At 37.0% G+C, this 25,895-nt stretch carries 20 protein-coding genes and 1 tRNA gene; 13 read left to right on the plus strand and 8 right to left on the minus strand.

What is annotated here, in order from left to right; genetic code table 11:
• Positions 1 to 25: 25 nt before the first annotated feature.
• Positions 26 to 7,084: a T9SS type B sorting domain-containing protein gene (locus GQ40_RS02525; protein WP_047545466.1), complete on the plus strand. Its 7,059-nt coding sequence runs from the start codon at positions 26 to 28 to the stop codon at positions 7,082 to 7,084.
• A gap of 435 nt (positions 7,085 to 7,519) precedes the next feature.
• Here GQ40_RS02525 and GQ40_RS02530 read toward each other — a convergent pair whose 3' ends face one another.
• Both GQ40_RS02530 and GQ40_RS16995 read right to left on the minus strand, forming a co-directional pair.
• Positions 7,520 to 9,037, minus strand: a complete 1,518-nt coding sequence (locus GQ40_RS02530) for an OmpP1/FadL family transporter (protein ID WP_047545468.1) — start codon at positions 9,035 to 9,037, stop codon at positions 7,520 to 7,522.
• A 38-nt stretch (positions 9,038 to 9,075) separates the two neighbouring features.
• Complete coding sequence (locus GQ40_RS16995; RefSeq protein WP_052184121.1) at positions 9,076 to 10,092, minus strand: hypothetical protein; 1,017 nt, start codon at positions 10,090 to 10,092, stop codon at positions 9,076 to 9,078.
• 100 nt (positions 10,093 to 10,192) lie between these two features.
• Between GQ40_RS16995 and proS the strand changes: the two genes are divergently transcribed.
• The 3 genes from proS to rpsT all read left to right on the plus strand — a co-directional run bounded on the left by proS (position 10,193) and on the right by rpsT (position 12,157).
• Complete coding sequence (gene proS, locus GQ40_RS02540) at positions 10,193 to 11,671, plus strand: proline--tRNA ligase (RefSeq protein WP_047545470.1); 1,479 nt, start codon at positions 10,193 to 10,195, stop codon at positions 11,669 to 11,671.
• A gap of 133 nt (positions 11,672 to 11,804) precedes the next feature.
• Positions 11,805 to 11,876, plus strand: a tRNA-Glu gene (locus GQ40_RS02545).
• Positions 11,877 to 11,902: 26 nt separating this feature from the next.
• Positions 11,903 to 12,157, plus strand: coding sequence for a 30S ribosomal protein S20 (rpsT, locus tag GQ40_RS02550; protein WP_047545472.1), 255 nt, complete (start codon positions 11,903 to 11,905; stop codon positions 12,155 to 12,157).
• Between the two features lie 140 nt (positions 12,158 to 12,297).
• Here the strand turns inward: rpsT and rho are convergent, their stop codons facing one another.
• On the minus strand, positions 12,298 to 14,010 hold the full coding sequence (rho, locus tag GQ40_RS02555; RefSeq protein WP_047545474.1) for a transcription termination factor Rho: 1,713 nt from the start codon (positions 14,008 to 14,010) through the stop codon (positions 12,298 to 12,300).
• 230 nt (positions 14,011 to 14,240) lie between these two features.
• On the opposite strand from rho, the gene GQ40_RS02560 reads away from it, so the two are divergent.
• Both GQ40_RS02560 and GQ40_RS17530 read left to right on the plus strand, forming a co-directional pair.
• A complete protein-coding gene (locus tag GQ40_RS02560) occupies positions 14,241 to 14,651 on the plus strand; it encodes a DUF4293 domain-containing protein (protein ID WP_047545475.1) in 411 nt (136 codons plus the stop codon).
• Positions 14,652 to 14,877: 226 nt separating this feature from the next.
• Entirely contained in the window at positions 14,878 to 15,084 is a 207-nt protein-coding gene (locus GQ40_RS17530; RefSeq protein WP_156115502.1) for a hypothetical protein, read from the plus strand.
• Here the strand turns inward: GQ40_RS17530 and GQ40_RS02565 are convergent.
• Positions 15,081 to 15,578 (minus strand): metallophosphoesterase family protein, encoded by a 498-nt coding sequence (locus GQ40_RS02565; RefSeq protein WP_047545477.1) that lies wholly within the window; start codon positions 15,576 to 15,578, stop codon positions 15,081 to 15,083. The genes GQ40_RS17530 and GQ40_RS02565 overlap by 4 nt on opposite strands.
• A gap of 152 nt (positions 15,579 to 15,730) precedes the next feature.
• Here GQ40_RS02565 and truA point away from each other — a divergent pair, with 152 nt between their 5' ends.
• Positions 15,731 to 16,480 (plus strand): tRNA pseudouridine(38-40) synthase TruA, encoded by a 750-nt coding sequence (truA, locus tag GQ40_RS02570; protein ID WP_047545479.1) that lies wholly within the window; start codon positions 15,731 to 15,733, stop codon positions 16,478 to 16,480.
• Positions 16,481 to 18,247, plus strand: a complete 1,767-nt coding sequence (locus tag GQ40_RS02575; protein ID WP_047545481.1) for an ABC transporter ATP-binding protein — start codon at positions 16,481 to 16,483, stop codon at positions 18,245 to 18,247.
• Here the strand turns inward: GQ40_RS02575 and GQ40_RS02580 are convergent.
• The 4 genes from GQ40_RS02580 to folP form a co-directional block, all read right to left on the minus strand.
• The gene (locus GQ40_RS02580) at positions 18,244 to 19,047 is read right to left on the minus strand and encodes a DUF3667 domain-containing protein (protein WP_047545484.1); all 804 of its coding nucleotides are present in this window, start codon (positions 19,045 to 19,047) and stop codon (positions 18,244 to 18,246) included. The two genes, GQ40_RS02575 and GQ40_RS02580, sit on opposite strands and share 4 nt — an antisense overlap.
• On the minus strand, positions 19,047 to 19,868 hold the full coding sequence (locus GQ40_RS02585; RefSeq protein WP_047545486.1) for a DUF3667 domain-containing protein: 822 nt from the start codon (positions 19,866 to 19,868) through the stop codon (positions 19,047 to 19,049). The genes GQ40_RS02580 and GQ40_RS02585 overlap by 1 nt, the downstream gene beginning before the upstream one ends.
• Position 19,869: 1 nt before the next feature.
• Entirely contained in the window at positions 19,870 to 20,652 is a 783-nt protein-coding gene (cdaA, locus tag GQ40_RS02590) for a diadenylate cyclase CdaA (RefSeq protein WP_047545488.1), read from the minus strand.
• A 64-nt stretch (positions 20,653 to 20,716) separates the two neighbouring features.
• Entirely contained in the window at positions 20,717 to 21,538 is an 822-nt protein-coding gene (gene folP / locus GQ40_RS02595; RefSeq protein WP_047545490.1) for a dihydropteroate synthase, read from the minus strand.
• A 128-nt stretch (positions 21,539 to 21,666) separates the two neighbouring features.
• Here folP and GQ40_RS02600 point away from each other — a divergent pair, with 128 nt between their 5' ends.
• The 5 genes from GQ40_RS02600 (at position 21,667) to tpiA (ending at position 25,895) form a co-directional block, all read left to right on the plus strand.
• Positions 21,667 to 22,206, plus strand: coding sequence for a DUF1599 domain-containing protein (locus tag GQ40_RS02600; protein ID WP_047545493.1), 540 nt, complete (start codon positions 21,667 to 21,669; stop codon positions 22,204 to 22,206).
• A gap of 83 nt (positions 22,207 to 22,289) precedes the next feature.
• The gene (locus GQ40_RS02605) at positions 22,290 to 23,387 is read left to right on the plus strand and encodes a BT_3928 family protein (protein ID WP_047545495.1); all 1,098 of its coding nucleotides are present in this window, start codon (positions 22,290 to 22,292) and stop codon (positions 23,385 to 23,387) included.
• Positions 23,388 to 23,472: 85 nt separating this feature from the next.
• Positions 23,473 to 24,549 (plus strand): ABC transporter permease, encoded by a 1,077-nt coding sequence (locus GQ40_RS02610; protein ID WP_047545497.1) that lies wholly within the window; start codon positions 23,473 to 23,475, stop codon positions 24,547 to 24,549.
• Between the two features lie 67 nt (positions 24,550 to 24,616).
• Positions 24,617 to 25,108, plus strand: a complete 492-nt coding sequence (locus GQ40_RS02615) for a TlpA family protein disulfide reductase (protein WP_047545499.1) — start codon at positions 24,617 to 24,619, stop codon at positions 25,106 to 25,108.
• 34 nt (positions 25,109 to 25,142) lie between these two features.
• Positions 25,143 to 25,895: a triose-phosphate isomerase gene (gene tpiA / locus GQ40_RS02620; protein WP_047545501.1), complete on the plus strand. Its 753-nt coding sequence runs from the start codon at positions 25,143 to 25,145 to the stop codon at positions 25,893 to 25,895.

A 25,895-nucleotide genomic window follows, 5' to 3' on the forward strand; every position in this document is an offset into this window, starting at 1 on the left:
TAATTATCCATTTACACTATAAGCTATGAAAAAGGCATTCCTCATAATTTTTACATTCATTTCATTTCATACATTCGCACAGGATATTATCATGCAAAATGGTACTGTTACAGGCTGCTCAGGAACATTTTATGATTCTGGAGGAGCTGGAGGTGCATATTCCAGTAATGAGGATTTGGTATTAACTATATGTCCAGATTTACCAGGCCAATTGGTTACATTAGATTTTACCGTATTTAGTACACAATTGGGAGCAGATGTCATGACCATTTATAATGGTGATAGTGTGGCTTCTCCAGCATTTGGTACTTTTGATGGAGCTGCAGGCCCAGGAAGTGTTACAGCTACAGAGGATAACGGTTCTGGTTGTTTAACGATTCAATTTACATCAGACGCTGCTGGTACAACTACTGGTTGGGCGGCAACTGTTTCTTGTTTTACACCTTGTCAAACGATTGTGTCACAATTGGACTCCGCAACACCTGCTCCAAATGGAGATGGTTATATTAGAGTATGTCCTAATGAGGAAATTACTTTAAACGGTAGTGGAGACTTTGAGTTTGATGGTGCAGGTGCTACTTACGAATGGGATTTAGGAGATGGTAATACTGTTGCAGGTCAAACAGCTACATTTTCTTATGATACACCAGGCGTTTACATCGTAAATTTAAATATTAGGGATGCCAATACAGACTCAGATCCTTTAGGGTGTTCTAATACCAATTTAATAAACCAAGTGATTCAAGTGGCAACAGAACCTAGTTTTTCAGGAACGGGAGCTGCAAATAATGATTTGTGTTTTGGAGAAACAACAACGATTGACGGTGTGGTTACTCCAACACTTTTCGCAAACGATTGTACGCCACCTGTAAGTGGAACTACTTTTTTACCAGATGGCTCTGGTGCTGTATATACAACATGTATTACAGTAGATTGTTTTGAATCAGATCAAGTGCTGACAGATGTTAATCAGTTAATTGACATTTGTGTCAATATGGAACATTCTTATTCTGGAGATTTAGATATAAGAATTGTTTCTCCTAATGGCCAAGAGGCTGATTTATTTACCCAAGCGGGAGGAGGAACATATTTTGGTGGTGCAAATGATGATACCTCAAATACGCCTGGAGTAGGCGCAGACTACTGTTTTTCTATGTCCGCATCAACGTTATTGCAAAATGCAAACACAATAACTGCGGGAACAAATCCACCTAATAACTCATGGGAACCTGGTACATATTTACCAGTGGAATCTTTTAATGCGCTTTTGGGAAGTCCCTTAAATGGTGATTGGTGTATAGAAATTGTTGATAACTTAAGTATCGATAATGGTTATATATTTTCTTGGGGATTAACATTTGATCCAAATATTCAGCCACCAGAATTGTCATTTACGCCTGTTATTACTTCAGAGGGTTGGGATACAGATCCTTCAATTACAAATATAACGGGCTCTACAATTACAGTAGCACCATTAACAGCTGGAGAACACTGCTACACTTATAGAGTGACAGACGATTTTGGTTGTGAATATACTGAGGTAGTTTGCATTAATATGGCTGAGGATATAACAGCAGATAGTGCGCCAGTTACAGCTACAATATGTGATGGTGAAGATGCTGTATTTCAAGTAACGGGAACACCAAATGCAACTATTACTTATACATTAAATGGAGGTACAGTCTTAACTGAGGTCTTGGATGGTACAGGTAATGCGACAATTACCGTAACAGCTCCAACAGTTGATCAAATCTTTAATCTAATAGATGCATCTATTGGTACGCCAGATGTTGTGGGTAATGCTCAAACTGCAATTGGAGGTTTTAATCCAGATAATGCAACTGGTCCAATAGATCCTGTAGGCACGGTAGCTGATGGTACAAACTGTGCAAGAATTACTTCTGCAGAAACTTTGTTAACTTTAACATTAGAAGATAACGTACCAGTTGGAACAGATATCACTATCAGTTTGGCAAGAAATAACGTTACAGGTAATATGGTAATTTCAGATGGTGTAGCTAATTTAACATATAATGCAGGTGTAGAAGATGTTTTAGAACAAATTACATTTACAACAGGTGCATCAACAAATACATTAACATTTACAAGAGATTCTGGTCAATTATGGATTGATGGTGTAGAATATACGTTGCCAGGAAACCTTTGTACTGTAGTTATAGATGATACTGAAACAATAACTGTTGGACAAGTTTTCGATACATCATTCACAATGACACCAACTTGTGATGGAGGTATAGCTACAGTTACGGGAGATGCTGGAGGTGTTTTTTCATTTGAAGACCCGCAGCCAACAGATGGAGCTATAATAGATCCAGCAACAGGAACTGTGACAGGAGGAGTTTCTAATACAACATATACAATACTTTATGAATTTGCAAGTGCATGTAGTCCAGGTTTAACGCAAACAGTAACGGTATTGCCATCAAATGATGCGACCTTTGATTTGACCCCAACCTGTGATGGAGCAACAACTACAGTAACAGGAGATAATGGAGGTATATTTACATTTGATCCTATCCCAACAGATGGCGCTTTAATTGATCCAGTTACTGGGACAATAACAAATGGTACTCAAGGAGCAACATATGGAGTAACATATACCGTAACAGGAGCTTGTCCGTCAACAAGTAATGAAACTGTAACAGTTTTACCGTTTGAAGACGCTAGCTTTACATTAACGTCAACTTGTCAAGGAGCAACCGCTGTTATTACAGGAGATACGGGAGGGACTTTTGCTTTTAATCCAATTCCAACAGATGGAGCAACAATAGACGTTAATACAGGCTTATTATCAGGAGTTTCTGGTGAAACTTATACCGTAGAGTATACCACATCTGGCCCATGCCAAGAAACAACAAGCGCAACGGTAACAGTTTTTCCTTCGGAAGACGCATCGTTCACATTTACACCTAATTGTTCGGGAGCTACAGTTAACATCACTGGAAATATTGGAGGTGTTTTTACCTTTAATCCAGTTCCATCAGATGGAGCGTTAATTGATCCAACAACTGGAGAGATTACAAACGGTGGATCAGGAATTACTTATTCGGTAACATACACAACATCTGGAAACTGCCCAGACTCAGTAACACAAACTGTAACTGTTTTTGAAGAAGATAATTCCAGTTTCATTCTTACCCCAACTTGTGATGGAGCAACAGCAACAGTTACTGGTTTAGCAGGAGGTACTTTTACTTTCAATCCAGATCCAGGAAACGGTGCAATTATAGATGCTGCAAGTGGAACAATTTCAGGAGGTCCATTTGATGCTGTCTATAGTGTTGATTATACAACAGATAACGGAACCTGTCCAACAACGTCAACACAATCAGTAACATCATATTCTCAACCAATAATTGTTGCACCCACCGCCTTAGAAGTTTGCGACGACGGTACGCCTGATGGGATCACGAGCATCGACCTTACGATAAAGAACACTGAGATCACGAACAACGATTCGGACTACTCCGTAAGCTACCACCTTACCCAGGAGGATGCAGATGACAACGTAGATCCGTTACCGATCCCGTACACAAATACGTCCAACGGACAGATAGTATATGTAAGGGTCCAGGACATCAACACAGGCTGTTACGACACCACTACTCTCGAGCTAGTGGTTGAGCAGGCTCCTATCGCGAACACGCCACTGCCCTTGGAGTACTGCGATCCGGACAGTGACGGATTCGGTGTCTTCGATCTAGAGAGCAAGACCAACGAGGTGACCGGAGGCGACCCTAGCCTAACGGTGACCTACCACGAGACCATGGCAGATGCCAACAACGGTGTCAATCCATTGGATAGCCCATATAACAACATCGTGGAGAACATGCAGACGGTGTACGTCCGTGTGGAGAGCGCAACAATAGCGACCGACTGCGCCACGATCGTTGAGCTCGTGCTCGTGGTCAACCCGACACCGCAACTGGGCGCGGCACCGACCGCACTTGAGGTCTGTGACGACCTGTCCGCTGATGGCATCGCACAGTTTGACCTGACCAGTAAGGAGGACGAGATCCTCCAGAACCTGGCAGACCCAACGCTATATACGGTAAGTTTCTATACTTCGGAAGCCAGTGCAATGGAACCAGTTAATCCAATAATAAACCCGGCCAACTATACCAATACCATAGCGTTCAACCAGATCCTTTGGGTACGCGTTGAGGACAGCACAACGGGCTGCTATAAGCTCACCACCTTGGAACTGATCGTCAATGCACTACCGGTACTGGTACAACCGGCACCATTGGAGCTCTGTGACGACAACAACCCTGGCGACGAGATTGAAGTGTTTACCCTAGAGGACGCCAGCGACGAGATCCTGGACGGGCAGACAGGCATCAGCCTCACCTATTACGAGACACAGCTGGACGCGGACACGCAGACCGACCCGGTCACCAGCCCATATACGAACATCGAGAACCCACAGACGATCTTCGTGGTGGCGACCGACGACGTCACGGGATGCTCGGTAAGCACCACGGCGACAATATTATTAAGGGTCAACCCGATCCCATCACCTACGGCGCCAACGGACCTTGAGGAATGCGACAGCGACAACGATGGCTTCGCGAGCTTCGACCTGGAAGAGCGCACCCTGGAGATCATAGGGGGAGAGCTGGACACCGCGGTGACCTACCACGAGACACTTGAGGACGCCAACATGGGGGACAACCCACTGTCAAGCCCTTACACGAACATCGTGATCGACCAGCAGACCATCTACATCAGGCTCACCAATACGGAGACCGGTTGCTACAATGCTTCGGAAACGTTGACGATCCGTGTGCTGGAATCCCCAGAGGTACCGATCACCATAGACGACTATGTGATCTGTGATACCAATGCGGACGGGATCGCACAGTTCGACCTGACCACCAAGAACGATGAAATTCTGGGTACACAGACCGATGTCACGTTGACCTACCACGTCACGCTGGCAAACGCACAGTCGGGAGCAAGCCCGATAGCCAATGTTGGCAACTATACCAATACCAGTAACCCACAGACCATCTACGTAAGGTTGTTGAGCAGCACCAATGGCTGCGTGGATACGGGACAGTTTGAGATCAGGGTAGAGCTGCCACCTGTGGCGGTACAGCCGGCACCATTACAGTTATGCGACGATGAGATCGACGATGAGGTCACTGTGTTCGACCTTACGGTAAAGGACAACGAGATCACAGGTGGCGAGGCTAGCTGGAGCGTAAGCTACTATGAGACGCAGGCCGATGCCGATACACAGGAAAACGCAGTTGACGCAGAAGCCTATACCAATACAGCAGTTGGCACAGCACCAGCCAACCCACAGACCCTTTATGTGGTGGTCACCGATACGGATACCGGATGTACGGACCAGGTGACGCTCACCATAAGGGTGCTGCCAAACCCAACACCTACCGAGACCATCCCTGACCTGGTACTCTGTGACGATACCAACCCAGGGGACATGGAAGAAGTGTTCGACCTGACCACTGACGAGCTGTTGATACTTAATGGCGAGACCGGGGTCACGCCTACCTACCATGAGAGCCTAGAGGACGCCGAGGATGGCATCGGCGCCATAGCGGACCCAACGATGTACACGAACACCGTTACACCACAGGTCATTTACGTAAGGGTGACCAATGACATCACGCAGTGCTACACGGTAGTCGACTTTACGATCATCGTCAACCCATTGCCGGACGTGGTAGCTGTCACCGATTTTATCGCCTGTGAGCTCAACAACGACGGTTTCTACGACTTTGACCTTACGATGAAGGATGGCGAGGTGCTCAACGGTCAGGACCCATCACTGTTCACGGTGACCTATCACGTGAGCCAAGAGGATGCGGACGATCTAATGAACGCCCTTGTGAGCCCATATACGAACGTCACCAACCCACAGCAGATCTTCGTGGCGATCACCAACAACGATACCGGATGCTCGATAAGCACACCAAGCTTCAACATAGAGGTACAGGAGGCAGCGGAGGCCAACAGCGATATGGAGGCGATACTGTACGAGATCTGTGACGATGAGATGGACGCGGACAACGACCCGACCAACAACAGTGCACAGTTCGACCTTACCGTGCAGAACGGTGAGATCCTGGACGGTCAGGACCCAGCAAACTATACCGTGAGCTATTATGCAAGTGAGACGGATGCTGAGCTAGGGGTGAGCCCATTACCGTTCCTTTACGAGAACATTGTCAATCCACAGGTCATCTGGGCAAGGGTGGACAATGACACACCGGATGCAGCGGGAATGGATACTTCGATCTGTTATGAAGTCGCATCGTTGACGCTACAAGTGAACCCGTTACCGGTATTTGACTTGCAGGAGAGTTATATTTTATGTGTTGACCTTAACGGTACAGAGGTTTTAAACCCATTATTATTAGACACAGGTCTGAGCACGCCAACCTATACCTTTGAGTGGTTGTTCAACGGAGCACCGATAGCAGGAGCGACCCAAGGCAGTTATATGCCTAGCGAAGGAGGGACCTACACTGTAAACGTTACCGATGCGACAAGCTCAGCGGAAACGATGTGCGTTGGCAGCGATATAACAGAAGTGATCGAGAGCGCACCGCCGACGGTGACAGCGGTCGTGGTGACGGATGCCTTTGCGGACAGCCACGTGATAGAGGTCACGGTGGATGGACCGGGAGAGTACGAGTACAGCCTGGACGGTGGCCCATGGCAGGACCAGAGTACGTTCGTGGACGTATCCCTTGGAGAGCACATTGTGACCGCAAGGGACAGGAACGGTTGCGGTGAGGCCAGTGACGAGGTGATCGTGATGGACTACCCTAAGTTCTTCACGCCTAACGGTGACGGTTACAACGATACATGGAACATTAGTGCGATAAATAGCCAACCAAGCGCAAAAATTTATATATTTGACAGATACGGAAAGTTGCTCAAGCAGCTCAGCCCGACGGGAGCAGGTTGGAACGGTACCTATAACGGTAACCAGATGCCGACCAGCGACTATTGGTTCGTGGTGGAGTACAACGAGCCGAGCACCGGTGAACGTAAAGAATTTAAAGCCCATTTTACCCTCAAGAGGTAAAAATAAACTTAAAATTAATATTTAAAAGGCTACAATTTAATTGTAGCCTTTTTGTTTATAATGTTTTGGATAATTCGTTTTGGAGTTTATAACCATATGATGTAAAATAAATTCTATCGTTGTTTTACTTAAAATCTTATTATGCTTGGATCTAATGAGCAATAATGTAATGATTAATAAGAAGAATTTAAATCGACTTGGTCATTTCAGGTTAGATTATATTATAAATGGAAGCTTTAATATTTTAACTTGAAATTGATAAATGAATGTATTTGAGGTGTAGCTAAGAATATATTACAAACTAAGTGAGCTTTAAAGAATGCAACTTTATTTTTTGAATTATAATTTGAGATTTTTTTCAAAAACAAGAAATAAGACGTTATGATAAAAAAAATGCCAGAGTTTTAGTCTGGCACATTTCAGTATAAAAAAATATTATAAGTTAAATCCTAATGTTAACGTTATATTAGAATTATTAGTGTCAAGTGTTGCTGCTTGAGTTAGACCTACGGAGTATAATTGATTGTTAACAGTTCTTTCTGCAGTATCATAAGTTAGGTCGAGTTTCGTATTTCCGAAATTATAACCTATACCTAAAGAATAACCAGTTAGGTCTCCATAGAATGAATCATCTTCATAAGGGCTTTCTTCAAATCTATAACCGCCTCTTAAGCTAAATTGTTTGATTTTGTACTCACCGCCAAATCTATAGCTGTTTGAAGTTTTGAATAGTTCATTCATAATATCATTTTGCGAAGCGAAAAAAGCATCTGACGTTGGTTTGAATTTTGTTTTGGTGTAGTCTTTTCTAGAATAATCGAAACTTATTAATCCTTGCTCTCCAAACACGTATGCTAAACTTCCTGTAACTTTTCCTGGAGATTGTAAATTATAGTTAGGAAAAATATTAATTGTGTTTGGGAAAATATCAACATTGAAAGATCCGTCTTCATCTGAGGCCAATGTTGAGATACTTTGAGATGTTTCCTCGGTGATTGTGTACCATGTTGGTGAATTATAAGTGAAACCAGCTCTTAACTCATTTGTGACCTTTAAAATTGCACCTAATTGAAAGGAGAATCCGTTTCCTGTTGTCAGAAGATTATTTTCGAAGCCAACCTTTGTTACTAATGATCCTTCATTGGAATTAGATTCGTTTAAATATGTAAATCTTTCATAATTAATAAAGTGTGTATTTAAATTCACACCTAAATATAATTTATCTCCATATTGTGTAGCTGCGTTAAAACTAAATTTCCCATTATAACCAGTAGCAACATAATCATATCGTTGATTGAATGTGCCTGATGCAATGTTAGAAGTATATAATGTGTTCTCGTCTGTATTAGCACCTGGTTCTAATATGAAAGATTCATAACCTAAGAAGGCTTGTTGATTTCCGAAGCCATAGAATGATCCTATTTCTGCATAAGCATCTGATAAGGTTTCATCGGGAAAAGCCGAGATTTGATCGAGTCGTCTACCTTGAGCATACTCTAGGAAATAACTATCAATTGAGTTTGTATTAGTTCCAGAAGCAAACCATTGGTCATCAAAGTTTCCAGTTTTATCATAAGCAACACTTAGTACGAATTTTTTCCAAGAAGAACTCTCATCAGTACTTTGGAAAACAAATGCTGCTCCTGCTTGGTGTAAATCTATCTTTGAATCTGAAGAATTGCTTCTACCATTAAAAAAAGATATTTCATTATCTACGTTGAGACTGGAGAGTGAAATGGAAGCATGACTTCTTGTGAATACAGCAGAGCCTGCTGGATTTACACTTACAGCAGACATGTCTCCACCCAGAGCTCCAAAAGCTCCACTCAAGGCTCTAAAACGAGCAGAACCTTGTATTTCTTCTTGCGAATATCTTAAAGCATCAGATATATCCTGAGCCATAATATTAGACATAGATAGTACACCTATGACTAGTATAGTTAATTTTTTCATATTGAAATTTTAAAATTTGTGAACTTAATAATTATGTATTAACCTCTTCTTCCAGAACCACCTCTACCAGATGAACGAGAAGATCCAGAAGATCTACTTGAACCTCCTCCAGAACTTCTTACAGATGGAGAACTATTACTTCTTCTAGGTGAAGATGCTCTTGGTGTAGATCTAGGATTACTTCTTCTTGGTCTTACCGAAGAATTTGTACTCCTAGGGTTAGATGATCTAGGTCTTACCGAAGAATTAGAATTTCTTGGTGTAGACGATCTAGGTCTTATTGAAGAATTAGAACTTCTTGATCTAAAAGAGGTATTATTTCTAAATGATGTTGAAGATCTTCTAGATACATTTGAATTAGAACCACGTCTATTATAATTACCATTTCTATTTAAATTAGATGTGTTAGAACCTCTTCTTCCATAATTGTAAGCAATGTTGCCTCCTCCATAAAAATTATTTCTATAATATGGTGGGCACCAAAAATTATTATTCCAACCATAACCAAAACCTGCGTTCCAGCCCCAATTGTTCCATCCGTAACCAAAGCCAGTATTCCAGCCAAAATTATTCCATCCCCAATTATATCCGTAAGGATTATTCCATCCAAAATTGTTAAAGCCCCAAGGTCTATTCCATCCATAACCATAACCAAATCCCCAATAAGGATTATTCCATCCGTTATCGTAAACATTTATGACTACATTCTCATTAGATTGACCCCAACCAGCGTTACCAGTTTGAGCATCTTGATTAATGTTATCATCGGAATAATCTCCTTCATAAGAGTCTATATCTGTAAAAATAGCGGTTCCGTCCTGCGGAATATCACTGTATTGTAAAGATTTTTGAGTAAAATAATCTTTATAAACGCTTTGGTCTTCTACAGGAATTGTTCTTGCTTCTTCATAAACGACAACTTCTTGATTATCGCTGTAAATACCATCATTATCATAGCCAACATATTGGTATGAACCACAAGAAGCTAACAAGAACGTAAAGCTTAGTGCAACAAAAAATGGAAATTTTTTCTGTATGTAATTGATTAATTGCATATCTATTGATTTTTATTGTTGAACATTACAAAAATAGTTAGTTTTGTTGAACTATTTTTTTATTTAACATAATCACAAATTTTGTGCCAAAACACTGAAAATGAGTAAAAATCTTACAAGTAGAGCTGAAGACTATTCAAAATGGTATAATGAACTAGTCGTAAAAGCCGATTTAGCAGAGAATTCCGCTGTTAGAGGGTGTATGGTCATAAAACCTTACGGTTATGCAATCTGGGAAAAAATGCAAGCTGAATTAGATAGAATGTTCAAAGAAACTGGTCACCAGAATGCCTACTTTCCACTTTTTGTCCCTAAAAGTTTGTTTGAAGCTGAAGAAAAAAATGCTGAAGGCTTTGCAAAGGAATGTGCAGTTGTTACTCATTATAGATTACAGAACGATCCAGATAATCCAGGTAAACTTCGTGTAGATCCAGAAGCTAAATTAGAAGAAGAACTTGTTGTAAGACCAACAAGCGAAGCTATAATTTGGAACACATACAAAGGTTGGATCCAAAGTTATAGAGATTTACCAATTTTAATTAACCAATGGGCTAATGTAGTGCGTTGGGAAATGAGAACAAGGTTATTTTTGCGTACTGCGGAATTTTTATGGCAAGAAGGTCATACCGCTCATGCAACTAAAGCAGAAGCTCTAGTTGAAGCAGAGCAAATGAACGATGTTTATGCTGAATTTGCCGAAAATTTTATGGCAATTCCAGTAATTAAAGGCGTGAAAACAGAAAGCGAAAGATTTGCTGGAGCTATAGAAACCTACTGTATTGAGGCCTTAATGCAAGATGGTAAAGCATTACAAGCTGGTACATCTCATTTTTTAGGGCAAAATTTTGCCAAAGCTTTTGATGTAAAATTTACGAATAACGAAGGTAAACTCGATTATGTTTGGGCAACCTCTTGGGGTGTATCGACAAGATTAATGGGAGCTTTGATTATGACTCATAGTGATGATAAAGGATTAGTATTACCGCCAAATTTAGCACCTTCTCAAGTTGTGATTGTGCCTATTTACAAAACTGACGATCAACTTGAACTAATAACAGAAAAAGCTAATTCAATAATTAAAGATTTAAAAGCATTGGGCATAAGTTGTAAGTTGGATGCTAGAACAACACATAGGCCTGGAGCAAAATTTGCACAACATGAATTGCAAGGTGTGCCCCTAAGGATAGCTATTGGACAAAGAGATCTTGAAAATCAAACTGTAGAATTAGCAAGACGTGATACTTTGAGTAAAGAAGTTGTTGATATGGCAGATTTGACCAAAACTATAGATGGCCTTTTAAAAACAATTCAAAAAGAATTATTTGAGAAAGCGCTAAGTTTTAGAAATAATCATATTACCGAAGTTGATGATTTTGAAATATTTAAAACCATTTTAGAAACCAAAACCGGATTTATTTCTGCACATTGGGATGGTACAGCAGAAACAGAACAAAAAATAAAGGAAATAACAAAAGCGACAATTAGATGTATTCCTATGAATGTTAAAAAGGAAGCTGGAAAGTGCGTGTTTACTGGAAATCCATCTTCAAATAGAGTGTTGTTTGCCAAGGCATATTAATTTTTTTTCAAAAAAGTTTATCAAGGTCTTGCAACATTTAAAAATAGTTGTATTTTTGCATCCGCAATGAGTAATTGTGTGTTCATTTGAAAAGTAGTTTAAATTATTAAATTACTAATGAATTTAATCAAATGGCCCGTTCGTCTATCGGCTAGGACGCATGGTTTTCATCCATGTAAGAGGGGTTCGATTCCCCTACGGGCTACAATTTTTTAATAAGAAAACAAAACAATGGCAAATCATAAGTCAGCTTTAAAAAGAATAAGAAGTAACGAATCTAAACGTTTACGTAACAGATACCAACACAAAACAACTCGTGGTGCTATCAAGAGACTACGTGATATGGAAAAATCAAAAGAAGCAAGCGAGTTTTTGCCTTCAGTTTTTTCTATGATTGATAAATTAGCTAAGAATAATATCATTCATGATAATAAGGCTGCTAATTTAAAATCAAGTTTAGCTAAGCATGTTGCTACGTTAAGCTAAATAGATTCTTAAAATTATTATAAAGAAGCTCTTCATAAATGAAGAGCTTTTTTATTGCTTTCAGAAGAAAAGAAAATACTAAACAAAAAAAAGCTCTCAATATATATTGAGAGCTTTTTATATTTCAAGAAAGAATTAATCTATCCATTCATTGAGACTAAAAACTCTTCGTTATTTCTTGTTTGCTTAAATCTATCGTTAATAAACTCCATAGCTTCTACAGGATTCATATCTGCAAGATACTTACGCATTACCCACATTCTTTGTATTGTTGTTTCGTCAAGCAGTATATCATCACGACGTGTGCTTGAAGAGGTAAGGTCGATAGCAGGAAAAATTCTACGGTTAGAGATTTTACGATCCAATTGAAGTTCCATATTACCTGTTCCTTTGAATTCCTCAAAGATCACTTCGTCCATTTTTGATCCAGTCTCTGTAAGTGCGGTAGCTATAATTGTCAATGAACCTCCATTTTCAATATTACGTGCAGCTCCAAAAAAACGTTTTGGCTTGTGAAGGGCATTAGCATCAACACCACCACTTAATATTTTACCAGAAGCAGGCTGAACGGTATTATATGCTCTCGCCAGTCGCGTAATAGAATCTAATAAGATGACTACATCATGTCCACATTCTACAAGACGTTTTGCTTTTTCTAAAACAATATTAGCAATTTTAACGTGCTCATGTGCTTCTTTGTCAAACGTAGAAGCAATGACTTCTCCACGAACGTTACGTTGCATGTCTGTAACCTCTTCTGGACGTTCATCAATTAATAAGATCATTTGATATACTTCAGGGTGGTTAGCTGCAATCGCATTTGCCACATCCTTTAATAACATCGTCTTACCGGTCTTTGGTTGGGAAACGATCATACCACGTTGTCCTTTTCCAATAGGAGAAAACAAATCCATAATTCGCGTTGAAATCGTACTTTGTTTTTCTGCAATATTGAATTTTTCCTGCGGAAATAAAGGTGTTAAGTGTTCAAAAGAAACTCTATCTCTTACGACTTCTGGCTTTTGACCATTTATTTTGCTCACTTTAATTAAAGGGAAATATTTTTCGCCCTCTTTAGGAGGTCTCACATGGCCAAGTACAGTGTCTCCGGTTTTTAAACCAAATAAACGAATTTGTGATTGAGAAACATATATATCATCTGGAGAGGATAGGTAATTATAATCAGATGAGCGTAAAAACCCATATCCATCCTGCATGATGTCTAAAACACCTTCACTCTCAATAATTGCATCAAACTCAAAATCTGGTTCTCTATAACGGTTACGTGTGTCTTTGTTACCATTATTCTTGTGTTGGTTCCCGTTAGTCTCTTTAGAGCGTGGGTTATTTTGTTTTTTGTTATCGTTATTCTTTTGACGTGGATTTGGTTTATTGTCATTAGAATTGTTAGAACGCTTATCGTTGCTCTGGTTATTGTTTCTTGGAGTTTTAGCTCTAGAATCTTTTTTGTCGTTAGAGTTTGACTTAGGCGATTTGTTATCGCTTTTATCAGTATTATTCTTGCTGTTGTTAGTATTATCAGACTTATTATTATCTGTTTTATCATCCAGCTCAATTTTTTGTTGTGAAGAGTTGTCGTCTTTTTTCTTTTCAACACGAGCTCTTGGCTTTCTTTGAGGTGCAGGCTTCTTTGTCTGCTCTTTTGGAGCTTCTTTTGGAGCGTCTTTTGCAACTTCTTTTTTGACCACTTCTGGATTTGCTGCCTGGAAATCCAGTATTTGGTAAACTAGATCTAGTTTTTTTAAAGTACGGTATTTTGGTACATTTAATTTTTGAGCTATATCCTGAAGTTCAGGAAGCTTTTTTGCTTTTAATTCGGAAATTTCGAACATCTATTATGTATACTAATTAATTTTATTCTTTGAAATGGATTTAGTTCTCACTTTTCACTATTATGAAAATTGATCAATGGGAAAAATTTGAAAAAAATCTGAAGATTTAAAAATCTGTTACTCTGATTGTAACAGAACGTTAATGCAATAATACAATTTTATTTTTAATAATTTAATACTTCTTTTAAAAAGAAACTATTAATTTTGTGCCTGGTTATAGATAATTATAAATGATACAACGCATACAAACCATATACCTATTACTATCTGCAGCAGTCTCTGCAGGATTGATATTTGTATTTCACTTATGGACAAACAGTGAAGACGTACCAGTTTATGCAACAGACGAATATTTGTATTTAGGCTTATTTTTTGGTTCTGCTTTATTATCTTTAATCTCTATTTTTAATTATAACAATAGGAAGTTCCAATTCGTTTTGGGACGACTTAACATCATATTAAACTTTATTTTATTAGGATTTTTTGTGTATCAATTACTAATGCCACCTGGAGAAAGTAACATTTCAGAGAAAGGTGTTGGAATATTCATACCTATTTTATCTATCGTGTTGTTGGTTTTAGCTAACAAGGCCATAAAAAAGGATGAAGATCTCGTAAAATCTGTTGATCGATTACGATAAAAACCTATTATCTTAATTTTTTTAGTGCGTAAACCCAGGGTGAAGATCTTGGGTTTTTTTATTGAAATAATAGGATATAAAAAAGTTGCTTTAAGTTTTTTTTTCTTTTTCTTTTTCTTTTTTCTTCGGAAGAATAGTATACCTAAATCTTTTTTGAATATAAAAATATATAGAAAACCAATCGTAAAATACGCTACATTTACTTAATGAATAATCGTAAAAATTTATGAAAAGGGATCTTTCAAAATATAGTTTTCAACATTTAGCAATCTCACTACTTGCAGGTTTAGCTCTTAGCTTATCGCTTTATCAGTTTGAGTCTATTTCAGTATTATGGGCAATATTTATTGGGTTTGGTGCATCAATTTTATCGTATTCTTCCATTAGAAATCATAAAAGGGATTTTCTTCGGAAAAACATAAAACACAACTAATATCGCTTCGGAAATTCTATAACTTCAAGGTTTTCAATTTTTGGACCATCAATTGTAAAGCGAAGCATCGTTCTCACTTTGTGAAATCCATGCTTGCCAACCGCACCAGGATTCATGTGGATAAGATTATAACGTTTGTCTGGTATTACTTTTAAGATGTGCGAGTGACCGCAAATGAATAGTCTTGGCGGATTCTCCTTAATCAAATCCCGAGTTCTCATATTGTATTTTGGTGGGTAACCTCCAATATGCGTCATAAATACCGAAACATCCTCGCAAACAAATCTATTATTCTCTGGAAATTCGAGTCTAACTTTTGCGTCATCAATATTACCATAAACTGCACGAAGTGGTTTTAGGTTTTTTATGGCATCTGTAACTTCGAGAGTTCCAATATCTCCAGCATGCCAAACTTCATCGGCTTTTTTAACGTATTTTAATATGTCATCATCTATATAACTGTGAGTGTCTGAAAGTAGGAGTATTTTGGTCATGTTCAATTTCCGAAGAACCGGAAAAAATTTAAAAATTAATAACGGTTTTTTTTAAGAGCACCTTTCCGAAGAAAAACTTTTAATTATGTTAATCTGCAACGATAACGTTCAAAACTAATTATCTTTGTGCTTTTACAAAAATACCATTTCTATTGCGTTTTTTTATCGAATTATCATACAACGGAAAAGCTTACCATGGATGGCAAAATCAACCAGATGCGATTACTGTACAAGAAGTTTTGGAAAACGCTTTATCTACTTTATTAAAACAGGACATCTCTATAGTTGGAGCGGGTAGAACAGATACTGGTGTGCATGCCTCACAAATGTTCGCACACTTTGATTTTGATGGGAAATTGCCAGAAAACCTGGTTTTTAAATTAAATTCATTTCTCCCAAAAGATATTGCGATCACATTTATTTTTGAAGTTGAAGATGATGTGCACGCAAGATTTAGTGCAGTAAGTAGAACCTATAATTACAGGATCTCCACTCATAAAAATGTATTTAATTATGATTTTGCCTTTACATTGCAAAAACGATTGGACGTAAATTTGATGAACAAAGCCTGTGGGATCCTATTGCAGTATAACGATTTTCAATGTTTTTCTAAAGTAAATACAGATGTAAAAACGTATCATTGTAAACTTATGAAAGCAGATTGGAGTGTTGAGAATGATGAGTTGATATTTACAATAAAGGCAGATCGTTTTTTACGAAATATGGTTAGAGCTATCGTGGGAACGCTTGTTAATATTGGCTTAGGTAAAATGGAGTTAGAACATCTTCATAATATCATAGAATCTAAGAATAGGAGCGAGGCTGGATTTTCAGTACCTGCCCATGGTCTTTATCTTGTAAATGTGGATTACCCAAATCAGATAAAAAAAGTAAAATATTAAATGGAAAACCAAAAGAAAAAGGTATTTGATTTAACCTTATTTAAGCGTTTGTTGCAATATATAAAACCATACAAAAAAGTTTTTGTTATATCTTTAATTTGTGTTTTAGGCCTTGCTGTTTTTGGTGCTTTGAGACCTTATATTCTCCAACAGGCAATAGATAAACATGTGGCTTTAAAGCAATATGATGGCTTCTTGTTTTACATTATTGTAATGCTTGTTTTATTGTTTCTTGAAGTAGTTAGTCAATTGTTATTTATTTATTATGCTAGTTGGCTTGGACAATCTGTAGTAAAAGATATAAGAGTAAAACTTTACAAGCACGTCATGGGATTTAAAATGAAGTATTACGATAATTCTTCAGTTGGTGTCCTAATTACCAGAACAGTCACAGACATGGAGCGTATAGCTGATATCTTTGGCGATGGACTTTTTATGATTTTTAGTGATGTTCTAAAAATGCTGGTCGTTGGAGGAGTCATGTTTTACATGAATTGGAAGCTAAGTTTGATTGCTTTTGTAACAATGCCAATTGTTTTGTTTGCCACTAAAATATTCCAAAAATATATGAAACGTGCTTTTGAGGAAGTGCGTAACGAAGTATCAAATTTAAATTCCTTTGTTCAGGAACGGGTGACGGGAATGAAAATTCTACAATTATTTACCCGAGAAGATACAGAGTATAAGAAATTCAAACAAATAAACGAGCGTCACAAAAAAGGTTGGTTAAAAACGGTGTGGTACAACTCTGTGTTTTTTCCAATTGCAGATTTATTATCCTCAATAACCTTGGGAACCATTATTTGGGTTGGAGGTATAAGCGTCGTTATGAACGGTACAGCTAGTGAAGGTGAGCTTTTTGCTTTCATAATGTTTGTGCCAATGCTCTTTAGGCCCTTAAACCAGATAGCAAATAAATTTAATACGCTTCAAATGGGAATGGTTGCTGCAGATCGCGTGTTTAAGGTTTTGGATACAACATCCCAAATTGATGATTCAGGAACTTTGATTGCTACGGAATTTAAAGGTGATATTGCATTCAAAAACGTGAGATTTTCATATATACAGGACGAAGAAGTTTTAAAAGGTGTCTCATTAGAGGTCAAAGCGGGTCAAACCATAGCAATTGTAGGATCTACAGGAGCAGGAAAATCGACTATTATTAATTTGCTTAATCGCTTCTATGATATTAGCGCAGGTACAATTTGCATTGATGGTACAGACATTAAACAAATGACTTTAAAATCGCTTAGGTCGCAAATTGCAGTTGTTTTGCAAGATGTATTTTTATTTGCAGATACTATTTTAAATAATATTACACTTAAGGATGAGAACATTTCCGAAGAAGATGTCATACAAGCAGCAAAAGATATCGGGATTCATGAGTTTATTTCAAGTCTTCCCAACGGTTACCATTATAATGTAAAAGAGCGTGGATCGATGTTATCTTCTGGTCAACGTCAATTAATATCTTTTTTGAGAGCCTATGTGACCAATCCTAGTATTTTGGTATTGGACGAAGCAACATCTTCTGTAGATTCATATTCTGAACAGTTGATACAAGACGCTACAGATAAAATTACAGAAGGTAGAACCTCAATCGTTATTGCCCATCGTTTGGCAACCGTACAACAAGCAGACCAAATTATTGTGATGGATGCAGGTCAAATCGTAGAGAAAGGAACCCATCACGAACTGCTTAAAGTTGAAAACGGAATCTATCGTAATTTGTACGAGGTACAATTTTTAAAGGCTGAGGCAGTTTAATTTTTCTTCGGAACAAAATCTTCTAAATTTATAGCTCCAGTAATTAAAAGTAGTATGGTTACAAGTATTGAGATACCAATGTAAAAGATGAAGAATACAACCAGAAACAGTAATATTTTCAAGATAAGTTGCTTCATGCTTAAGCTGAACAAGCGCTTAAAAATATAGCAGTGGTAAACAAAAATAAAAACGTACATCACAATAGCGAAAGACATATAGCTATTTGGTACAATCAATAAAACAAGAAGTCCAAAAATCACTGAAAGTATCGAATACATAGACATACTGTAGAGATAAAGTATCACATGCTCGGTATAATTATACCTCTTATTGTAAAAAACGATCAAGCCAACCAATGCAGCGAGTGGTATAAGTAGCGAAAATAAGAGCGAGCCATATTCTAAAGAAAAATCTGATGACAAAGCCAACATTTTTCTGGTAGCTTCGTTTTCAGCAGAAGCAGTATCTCCCATCATTTGCGAAGCGTCAAGGTATTTTTTGAAAAATTTGCTTATTAAAAATATGTTTAACCCGTTTATGGTTAAAATGATTCCGAAGAAACTAACAGGATTTACATAACGTTTTCTCACCCCTTGTACGTAGGTATCGATAACGACCTCTGGTTTTTTGAACATGTCAATAAAAGTGCGCAACAATTTATTGTCATAGTTAAAAAAGGTCTCGGTAAAATGTTCAAAAAGATTTTTAAAAGTCAGTCGGTTTCTTATCACTTTTCCACCACAAGCATTGCAGTAGTCACTGTTAGTTGGTAGTTCGTAATTACAGTTTTTACAGTTCATTAGATAGTTACAGAAATTTGATCTTTAAACATTACAGCATACAGGAAGCCAATTATCACAACTAAGAGACCTAAAAGTACTAATAGAAAACTAAAAAGAACCATAACTAAGACGAAGTGAGCAAAAGCTTCTAAAAAAGATACGTCAAAAACTCTTTTGAGTACGTAAAACAGATATATAAATAATAGTATAGAAACAAAACCAGAGATCAATAAGTAATTAAATCCAAAACATAAGAAGAAAATACTAAGGATAGCGGTAACGATTATAATTTGAGCATTATAGTACAAGTTTAAAACCAAATGCTCTGTAAAGTTATAATTCTTTGACGGTTTAATTATTTTGTATGCTAACCAGGTAGCCACGGTATACACAGGCACGGTTAATATATAAATCAAACTCTGATACCTGTTAACTTCTTCAAAACTAGAAAACGGATTATTGGTTAATGCGTTACCATTCGTTTTGGTAGCTTTTTCTAGAGAAGTTAAAAAATCAAATGTATGTTCCAGATCTTCACTAAAAAAAGTATTCATTAAAAATACTTGAATCCCAACAAGTGTCAATGCTATTGCAAAATACTGTATGACATTGATGTATTTTTTTCTTATGCCATCAATAAATCCACATATTACAGTTTCGGGTTGTGTACAAAGATGAATGAATGTTTTTAAAAAAGTATTATCGATATTTAAGAATTGTAGACTTACATCTTGCCATATACTTTTTAAGGTCAACCGTTTTCTTACAACTTTAGCTCCACAAAAAGAGCAATAATTAATTTGATGGTCTAAAATTGTATTACAGTTTTTACAGTTCATCTTAGGTCAAATCTGTATAAAGTAAAGCTGTAAGTTCATTTATATCTTCAAAGATGACAAATTCACCGTTTTTTAGATATGATATTTGTCCGGTTTCTTCACTAACAGCGAGAGCAAGGGCATCTGTTTTCTCAGTTATACCAACAGCTGCACGATGACGAAGTCCAAAACGCTGTGGTATGTTTTGTTCATTGCTAACAGGAAGTATGACACGCGTTGCTTTAACCGTATTGTTTTCTATAATAACTGCACCATCGTGTAAAGGACTGTTTTTAAAAAAGATACTTTCAATGATGGGTTGTGTGACTTTTATATTCATTGCGTCACCAGTATTGATCAAAAAGTCGAGATTGTTGTTGCGTTCTATTACGATAAGTGCACCAGTTCTAGATTGTCCCATTTTCTCACATGCATTAACTATGGCATTGATATCTGTTTCGGTTTCCGATTCGGTTTTTAGAAATTTCATTTTCTTAAAAAACTTACCGCTCCCACTCAAATTTGTGGAGCCAACCATTAATAGAAATTTTCGTATTTCTGGTTGAAAAACAACAATTAGGGCAATGATCCCAACTTTTATAAAGCCATCAAAAATACGATGGAGCATAAACATGTCTAGAAAATCGGTGACTCTCCAAACAAGATATATAATGATGATACCAATAAAAATATTGACAGCTACTGTGCCCTTAACCAGTTTGTAGATATAATAGAGAAGTATAGCGACGAGAAAAACGTCGATGAAGTCTATAATACCAAAATCCCAAAATTTGAATTTATCCAATGGTTAGTGTTTGTGTAAATTTAACAAAATATGGTTAATAAATAAACTCATTTTTTTTTCTGAATTATTTTAATTTTTGAGTTAATCTAATACATTCCATAGCCTCCTTTACATCGTGAACCCTCAAAATATTAGCACCCTTTTGCAAGGCGATGGTATTGAGAACAGTGGTTCCGTTTAGTGCATCTTCCGCAGAAAAATTCAAGGTTTTGTAAATCATGGATTTTCTTGAGAGTCCTGCAAGAATTGGTAAATCGGTCATTTTCAAAAGTTCTAATTTGTTGAGTAGCTCATAATTTTGCTCGATTGTTTTTGCGAATCCAAAACCAGGATCTATAATTAAATCGACAATTCCTAATTGCCTGGCTTTAGTGATACGTTCAGGAAAATAAAACAAAATATCTTTCACCAGATTATCGTAATCCGTTAGGTTTTGCATCGTTTTAGGATTTCCTCTCATGTGCATCATAATGTAGGGCACGTGAAGTGCAGCAACGGTTTCAAGCATGTTATCATCCAAAAGACCTGCAGAAATATCGTTGACCATGCAAGCGCCATTAGCAACAGCTTGTTTTGCAACCTCGCTTCTAAAAGTATCTATGGAAATGAGCGTGTCGGGATATTCATTTAAAATCAATTCAATTATCGGGATTACACGATGCAACTCTTCATCTACCGAAACATCATCTGCATCAGGCCTAGAACTATAGCCACCAACATCAATAAAAGTCGCACCTTGGTCTGTCATTGTTTTTACTTGACTTACAATTGCCATTTTGTTTTGATAATGTCCACCATCATAAAAAGAGTCTGGTGTGACGTTGAGGATACCCATTATTTTGGGCATTGATAAATCTATAAGTGTGCCTTTGCAATTGATGGTCATAAATCTGAGAATAATTTAGAAATGAAGATTCAAAGGTGTTATAAACTCATAAAAATTTTGAATTTGGAACATTCAACTTTGAACTCTGAACTATTTAAGCGAAATTTACGGAAAATTAAATGTTTTAAATGCAAGATACTTCAAAACAATATGATGCAGTAATTTCAACCTGCAGAAGTCTTTTTATAAATAAAATGAAAGACTACGGAAGCGCATGGAGAATTTTAAGATTACCATCTTTAACCGATCAAATTTTTATAAAAGCTCAACGTATTAGAGGTCTGCAACAAAATAGTGAACGCAAAGTTGATGAAGGAGAGGTTAGTGAATTTATTGGTATAATAAATTATTGTACCATGGCTTTGGTGCAGTTAGATAAGGGCGTCGTTGAGCAACCAGATTTGTCTTTGGAAGAAGCTACATCTCTATACGATGAGAAAATTAAGGTTACTAAAAAATTAATGATGGATAAAAACCATGATTATGGTGAAGCCTGGAGAGATATGCGCGTGAGTAGTTTAACCGATTTGATTTTACAGAAATTATTACGTGTTAAGCAAATTGAAGACAACGCAGGAAAAACAATCGTAAGCGAAGGGATTGATGCTAATTATCAGGATATGATTAATTATGCAGTTTTTGCCTTAATCCATCTCAATAATAAGTAATTTGTCATTCCTGATAATGCAGGAGTCCAAAAAAAATAATAACTAATTAGATTCCTGCTTTTGCAGGAAAGACAGAAAAACACATGAAAGCACTAGTTAACATTTGTAGAATCCTGGTTGGAGGATTATTTGTTTTTTCAGGATTTATAAAATTGAATGACCCTTTAGGATTCTCTTACAAACTTCAAGAATATTTTAGTTATGACGTTTTAGATATTCCTTCTTTAACGCCTTACGCTTTGGGAATTGCAGTTTTTGTAGTGGTGTTTGAAGTCGTTTTAGGTGTCTTTTTACTAATAGGCTATAAACCAAAATTTACGATGTGGAGTTTATTGGCTATGATTGTATTCTTTACATTTTTAACGTTTTACGCAGCATATTTTGAAAAAGTTAAAGATTGTGGATGTTTTGGTGATTTCTTAAAATTATCGCCTTGGCAGTCCTTCTGGAAAGATGTCGCACTACTTGTCATGATCATTATACTGTTTATTGGTCAGAGACATATAAAACCGTTGTTGAGTAGATTCGGTCTTACGCTAACTGCATTATTAAGTTTTATAGTATGTTTATGGTTTGGGTACCATGTTTTGATGCATTTGCCAACTTTTGATTTTAGAGCATATAAAGTAGGGGACAACCTGCAGGAAAACATGAAATTACCAGCAGATGCTCAAAAAGCTATCACAGATTATACGTGGACTTATACTATTAATGGAGAAGAAAAAACTTTGACCGATAGAGGTCGCGGACCAAAGGAATATGACAAAATCATTGGTGTAGACACAAAAGTCGTTGAAGAAGGTGATGTGCCTAAAATTCAGGATTTCTCAATAGAGTCTGATGATGAAGATTTGACCCAGCAATTTCTAGAAGTAGAAAAATTGGTTATGATTGTATCCTACAGTTTAGAAAAAGCAGAAGTTGATGGCATGCAAAAACTAAAAGCCATGGCAGACGAAGCACAAAGGAAAGGTTATACTGTAATTGGTTTAACAGCATCTGGTGAGGCCAAGAAAAAAGAAGTTAGAAAAACCTATAATTTGGATTTTGATTTTTATCTATGTGACGAAAAAGTATTAAAAACAATAGTGAGAGCAAATCCAGGAGTTGTTGTTTTACGAAAAGGTACAGTAACACAAAAAGTGCATTGGAACGATCTTGAAGATCTTGAATTTGAGTGATCAGTCAAAGAAGTTTAAGTCACGAGCTCAGTTACTTCCTTCATCTGGAGGGAATTAATAGAGAGAAATTAATAATAAATAGCACCTGATAAAATACATCCTAAATAAAACCTTTTACGCGTTACTTACACTTTTTGGTGTGGTCACAGTTATTTTTCTACTTTTTAATGTTTTGGGAGGTGATCCTGCACAAATGATGTTAGGTCAAAATGAAGACAGCGAGCAAATTGCAGCAGTCAAGGCCAAATATGGGTTTGATAAACCAATTGGCACACAATATTTATATTATCTAAATGACTTATCTCCAATCTCATTTCATTCTACAAACCCAACAGATTATACATTCTTGAGTGAGGGCAAATATACAGCAACACATCTGTTTACCTTCGGAAAATCAACTACCGTTATTAAATTCCCATATCTAAGAGAATCCTTTGCCAAACAAGGTAAAAAAGTATCACAGGTTATTGGAGAAACCTTACCAAACACAGCAGTTTTAGCAGTATCTGCAATCGTAATCGCAATAGTTTTAGGTATTATCTTCGGAATCATATCTGCACTCTACAAAGACCAATGGGTAGATAAAACCATCCAAATTTTTAGTACTTTGGGCATGAGCGTACCGTCTTTTTTCAGTGCCATATTATTTGCGTGGTTTTTTGGATTTGTATTGCACAAATACACCAATTTAGAAATGACCGGAAGTTTGTACGAACTTGATGACTTTGGTGAGAAATCACATATCAAGTGGAAAAACCTCATATTACCAGCAATTGTTTTAGGGATTCGTCCCTTAGCAGTAGTCATTCAGTTGATGCGAAATTCACTCTTAGAAGTATTTAACCAAGATTATATTAGAACCGCGAGAGCAAAAGGGCTCAGCGAATTTCAGATTATAAAAAAACACGCAGTAAAAAATGCTTTGAATCCTGTAGTTACAGCAATATCAGGTTGGTTCGCATCCATGCTGGCAGGCGCAGTATTTGTAGAGTATATTTTTGGATGGAACGGTCTTGGTAAAGAAATAGTGAATGCTTTAAATACATTAGATTTACCAGTGATTATGGGATCTGTATTGGTAATTGCAGTTTTGTTTATTATCATTAATATCTTTGTCGATGTTATTTACGGGTGGTTAGATCCAAAAGTGAAATTAGAGTAACACATTTGTGAGAAGGCAGAAAGAATATAAGTAATCGTTAGAAACTAAGCAGGAAAATAAAGTAACAATGAAAAAAATAATATACCTAGCATTTTTAGCTTTTTGCATCACAAATTGTGAAGCGCAAAAGGAACCAAAACAATTTTCAACAATTGCATTACAAGAGAATTTTGTAAATCTTGACGGTGAAAAAGTCAGCTTGAAATCTATCTTAGAGACCTATAAAGGGCAAACCGTTTTAATAGATGTCTGGGCAAGTTGGTGTAGAGATTGTATTGTTGGATTTCCAGATGTAAAAGCGTTACAAAACGAATTTACAGATATTAAATATGTATTTTTATCAATGGATAAAAGCCAGAAAAGCTGGAAGAACGGAATAAAAAAATATGATATCACAGGAGAGCATTTCTTTATGCCAAAAGGTTGGGACAGCGTTTTTAGTGATTTTGTAGGATTGGACTGGGTACCAAGATACATGGTAATTGATAGTGAAAGCAATATCAAATTATTTAGGGCAATAAAAGCAAGTGACCCAAAAATAAAAGAACATTTAAAATAAATTAATTTCTTCGGAAACATATAATACCAATACAATGAGAAAACATATAGTTGCAGGAAACTGGAAAATGAATAACGATTTGGCTCAAACCCAAACATTAATTTCAGAATTAAAGAAACAATCAAAAACTTCAAATGCAGAAGTCATGATTGCACCATCATACACCAACCTTTGGCCTGCGTTTCAAGCAACAAGAGAAGAAGGTGAAATTGAGGTTGTTGCACAAAACATGCATTTTGCAGAAAACGGAGCATATACAGGAGAAGTGAACGCAAGTATGTTAAAAAGTATTGGCATTAAAACCGTAATTTTAGGTCATAGTGAACGTCGTGCATATTATAACGAAACCGATGATTCTCTTGCTAAAAAAGTAGATGCAGCTCTAGCAAACGACATGAGAATTATTTTCTGTTTTGGAGAAGAATTACAAGATCGTAAAGCTGGAAACGAAGAAAACATAGTAGAATCACAAATTAAAAATGCGCTTTTTCATTTAGACGCTTCGGCATTTAAACATATCATTCTGGCTTACGAGCCCGTTTGGGCAATTGGTACTGGCGAAACTGCGAGTCCTGAGCAAGCACAGAATATGCACGCATTTATTAGAAAAACATTAGCTACAAAATATGGTGACGATGTCGCAAACTCTGTATCCATTCTTTATGGAGGCAGTGTAAAGCCAAACAACGCCAAAGAGATTTTTGGAAAGCCAGACGTTGATGGCGGACTCATTGGTGGAGCATCCTTAAAAGCAGAGGATTTCTATGCGATTGTAAACGCGTTTTAA

The organism is Psychroserpens sp. Hel_I_66, from assembly GCF_000799465.1.
Lineage (GTDB): Bacteria > Bacteroidota > Bacteroidia > Flavobacteriales > Flavobacteriaceae > Psychroserpens.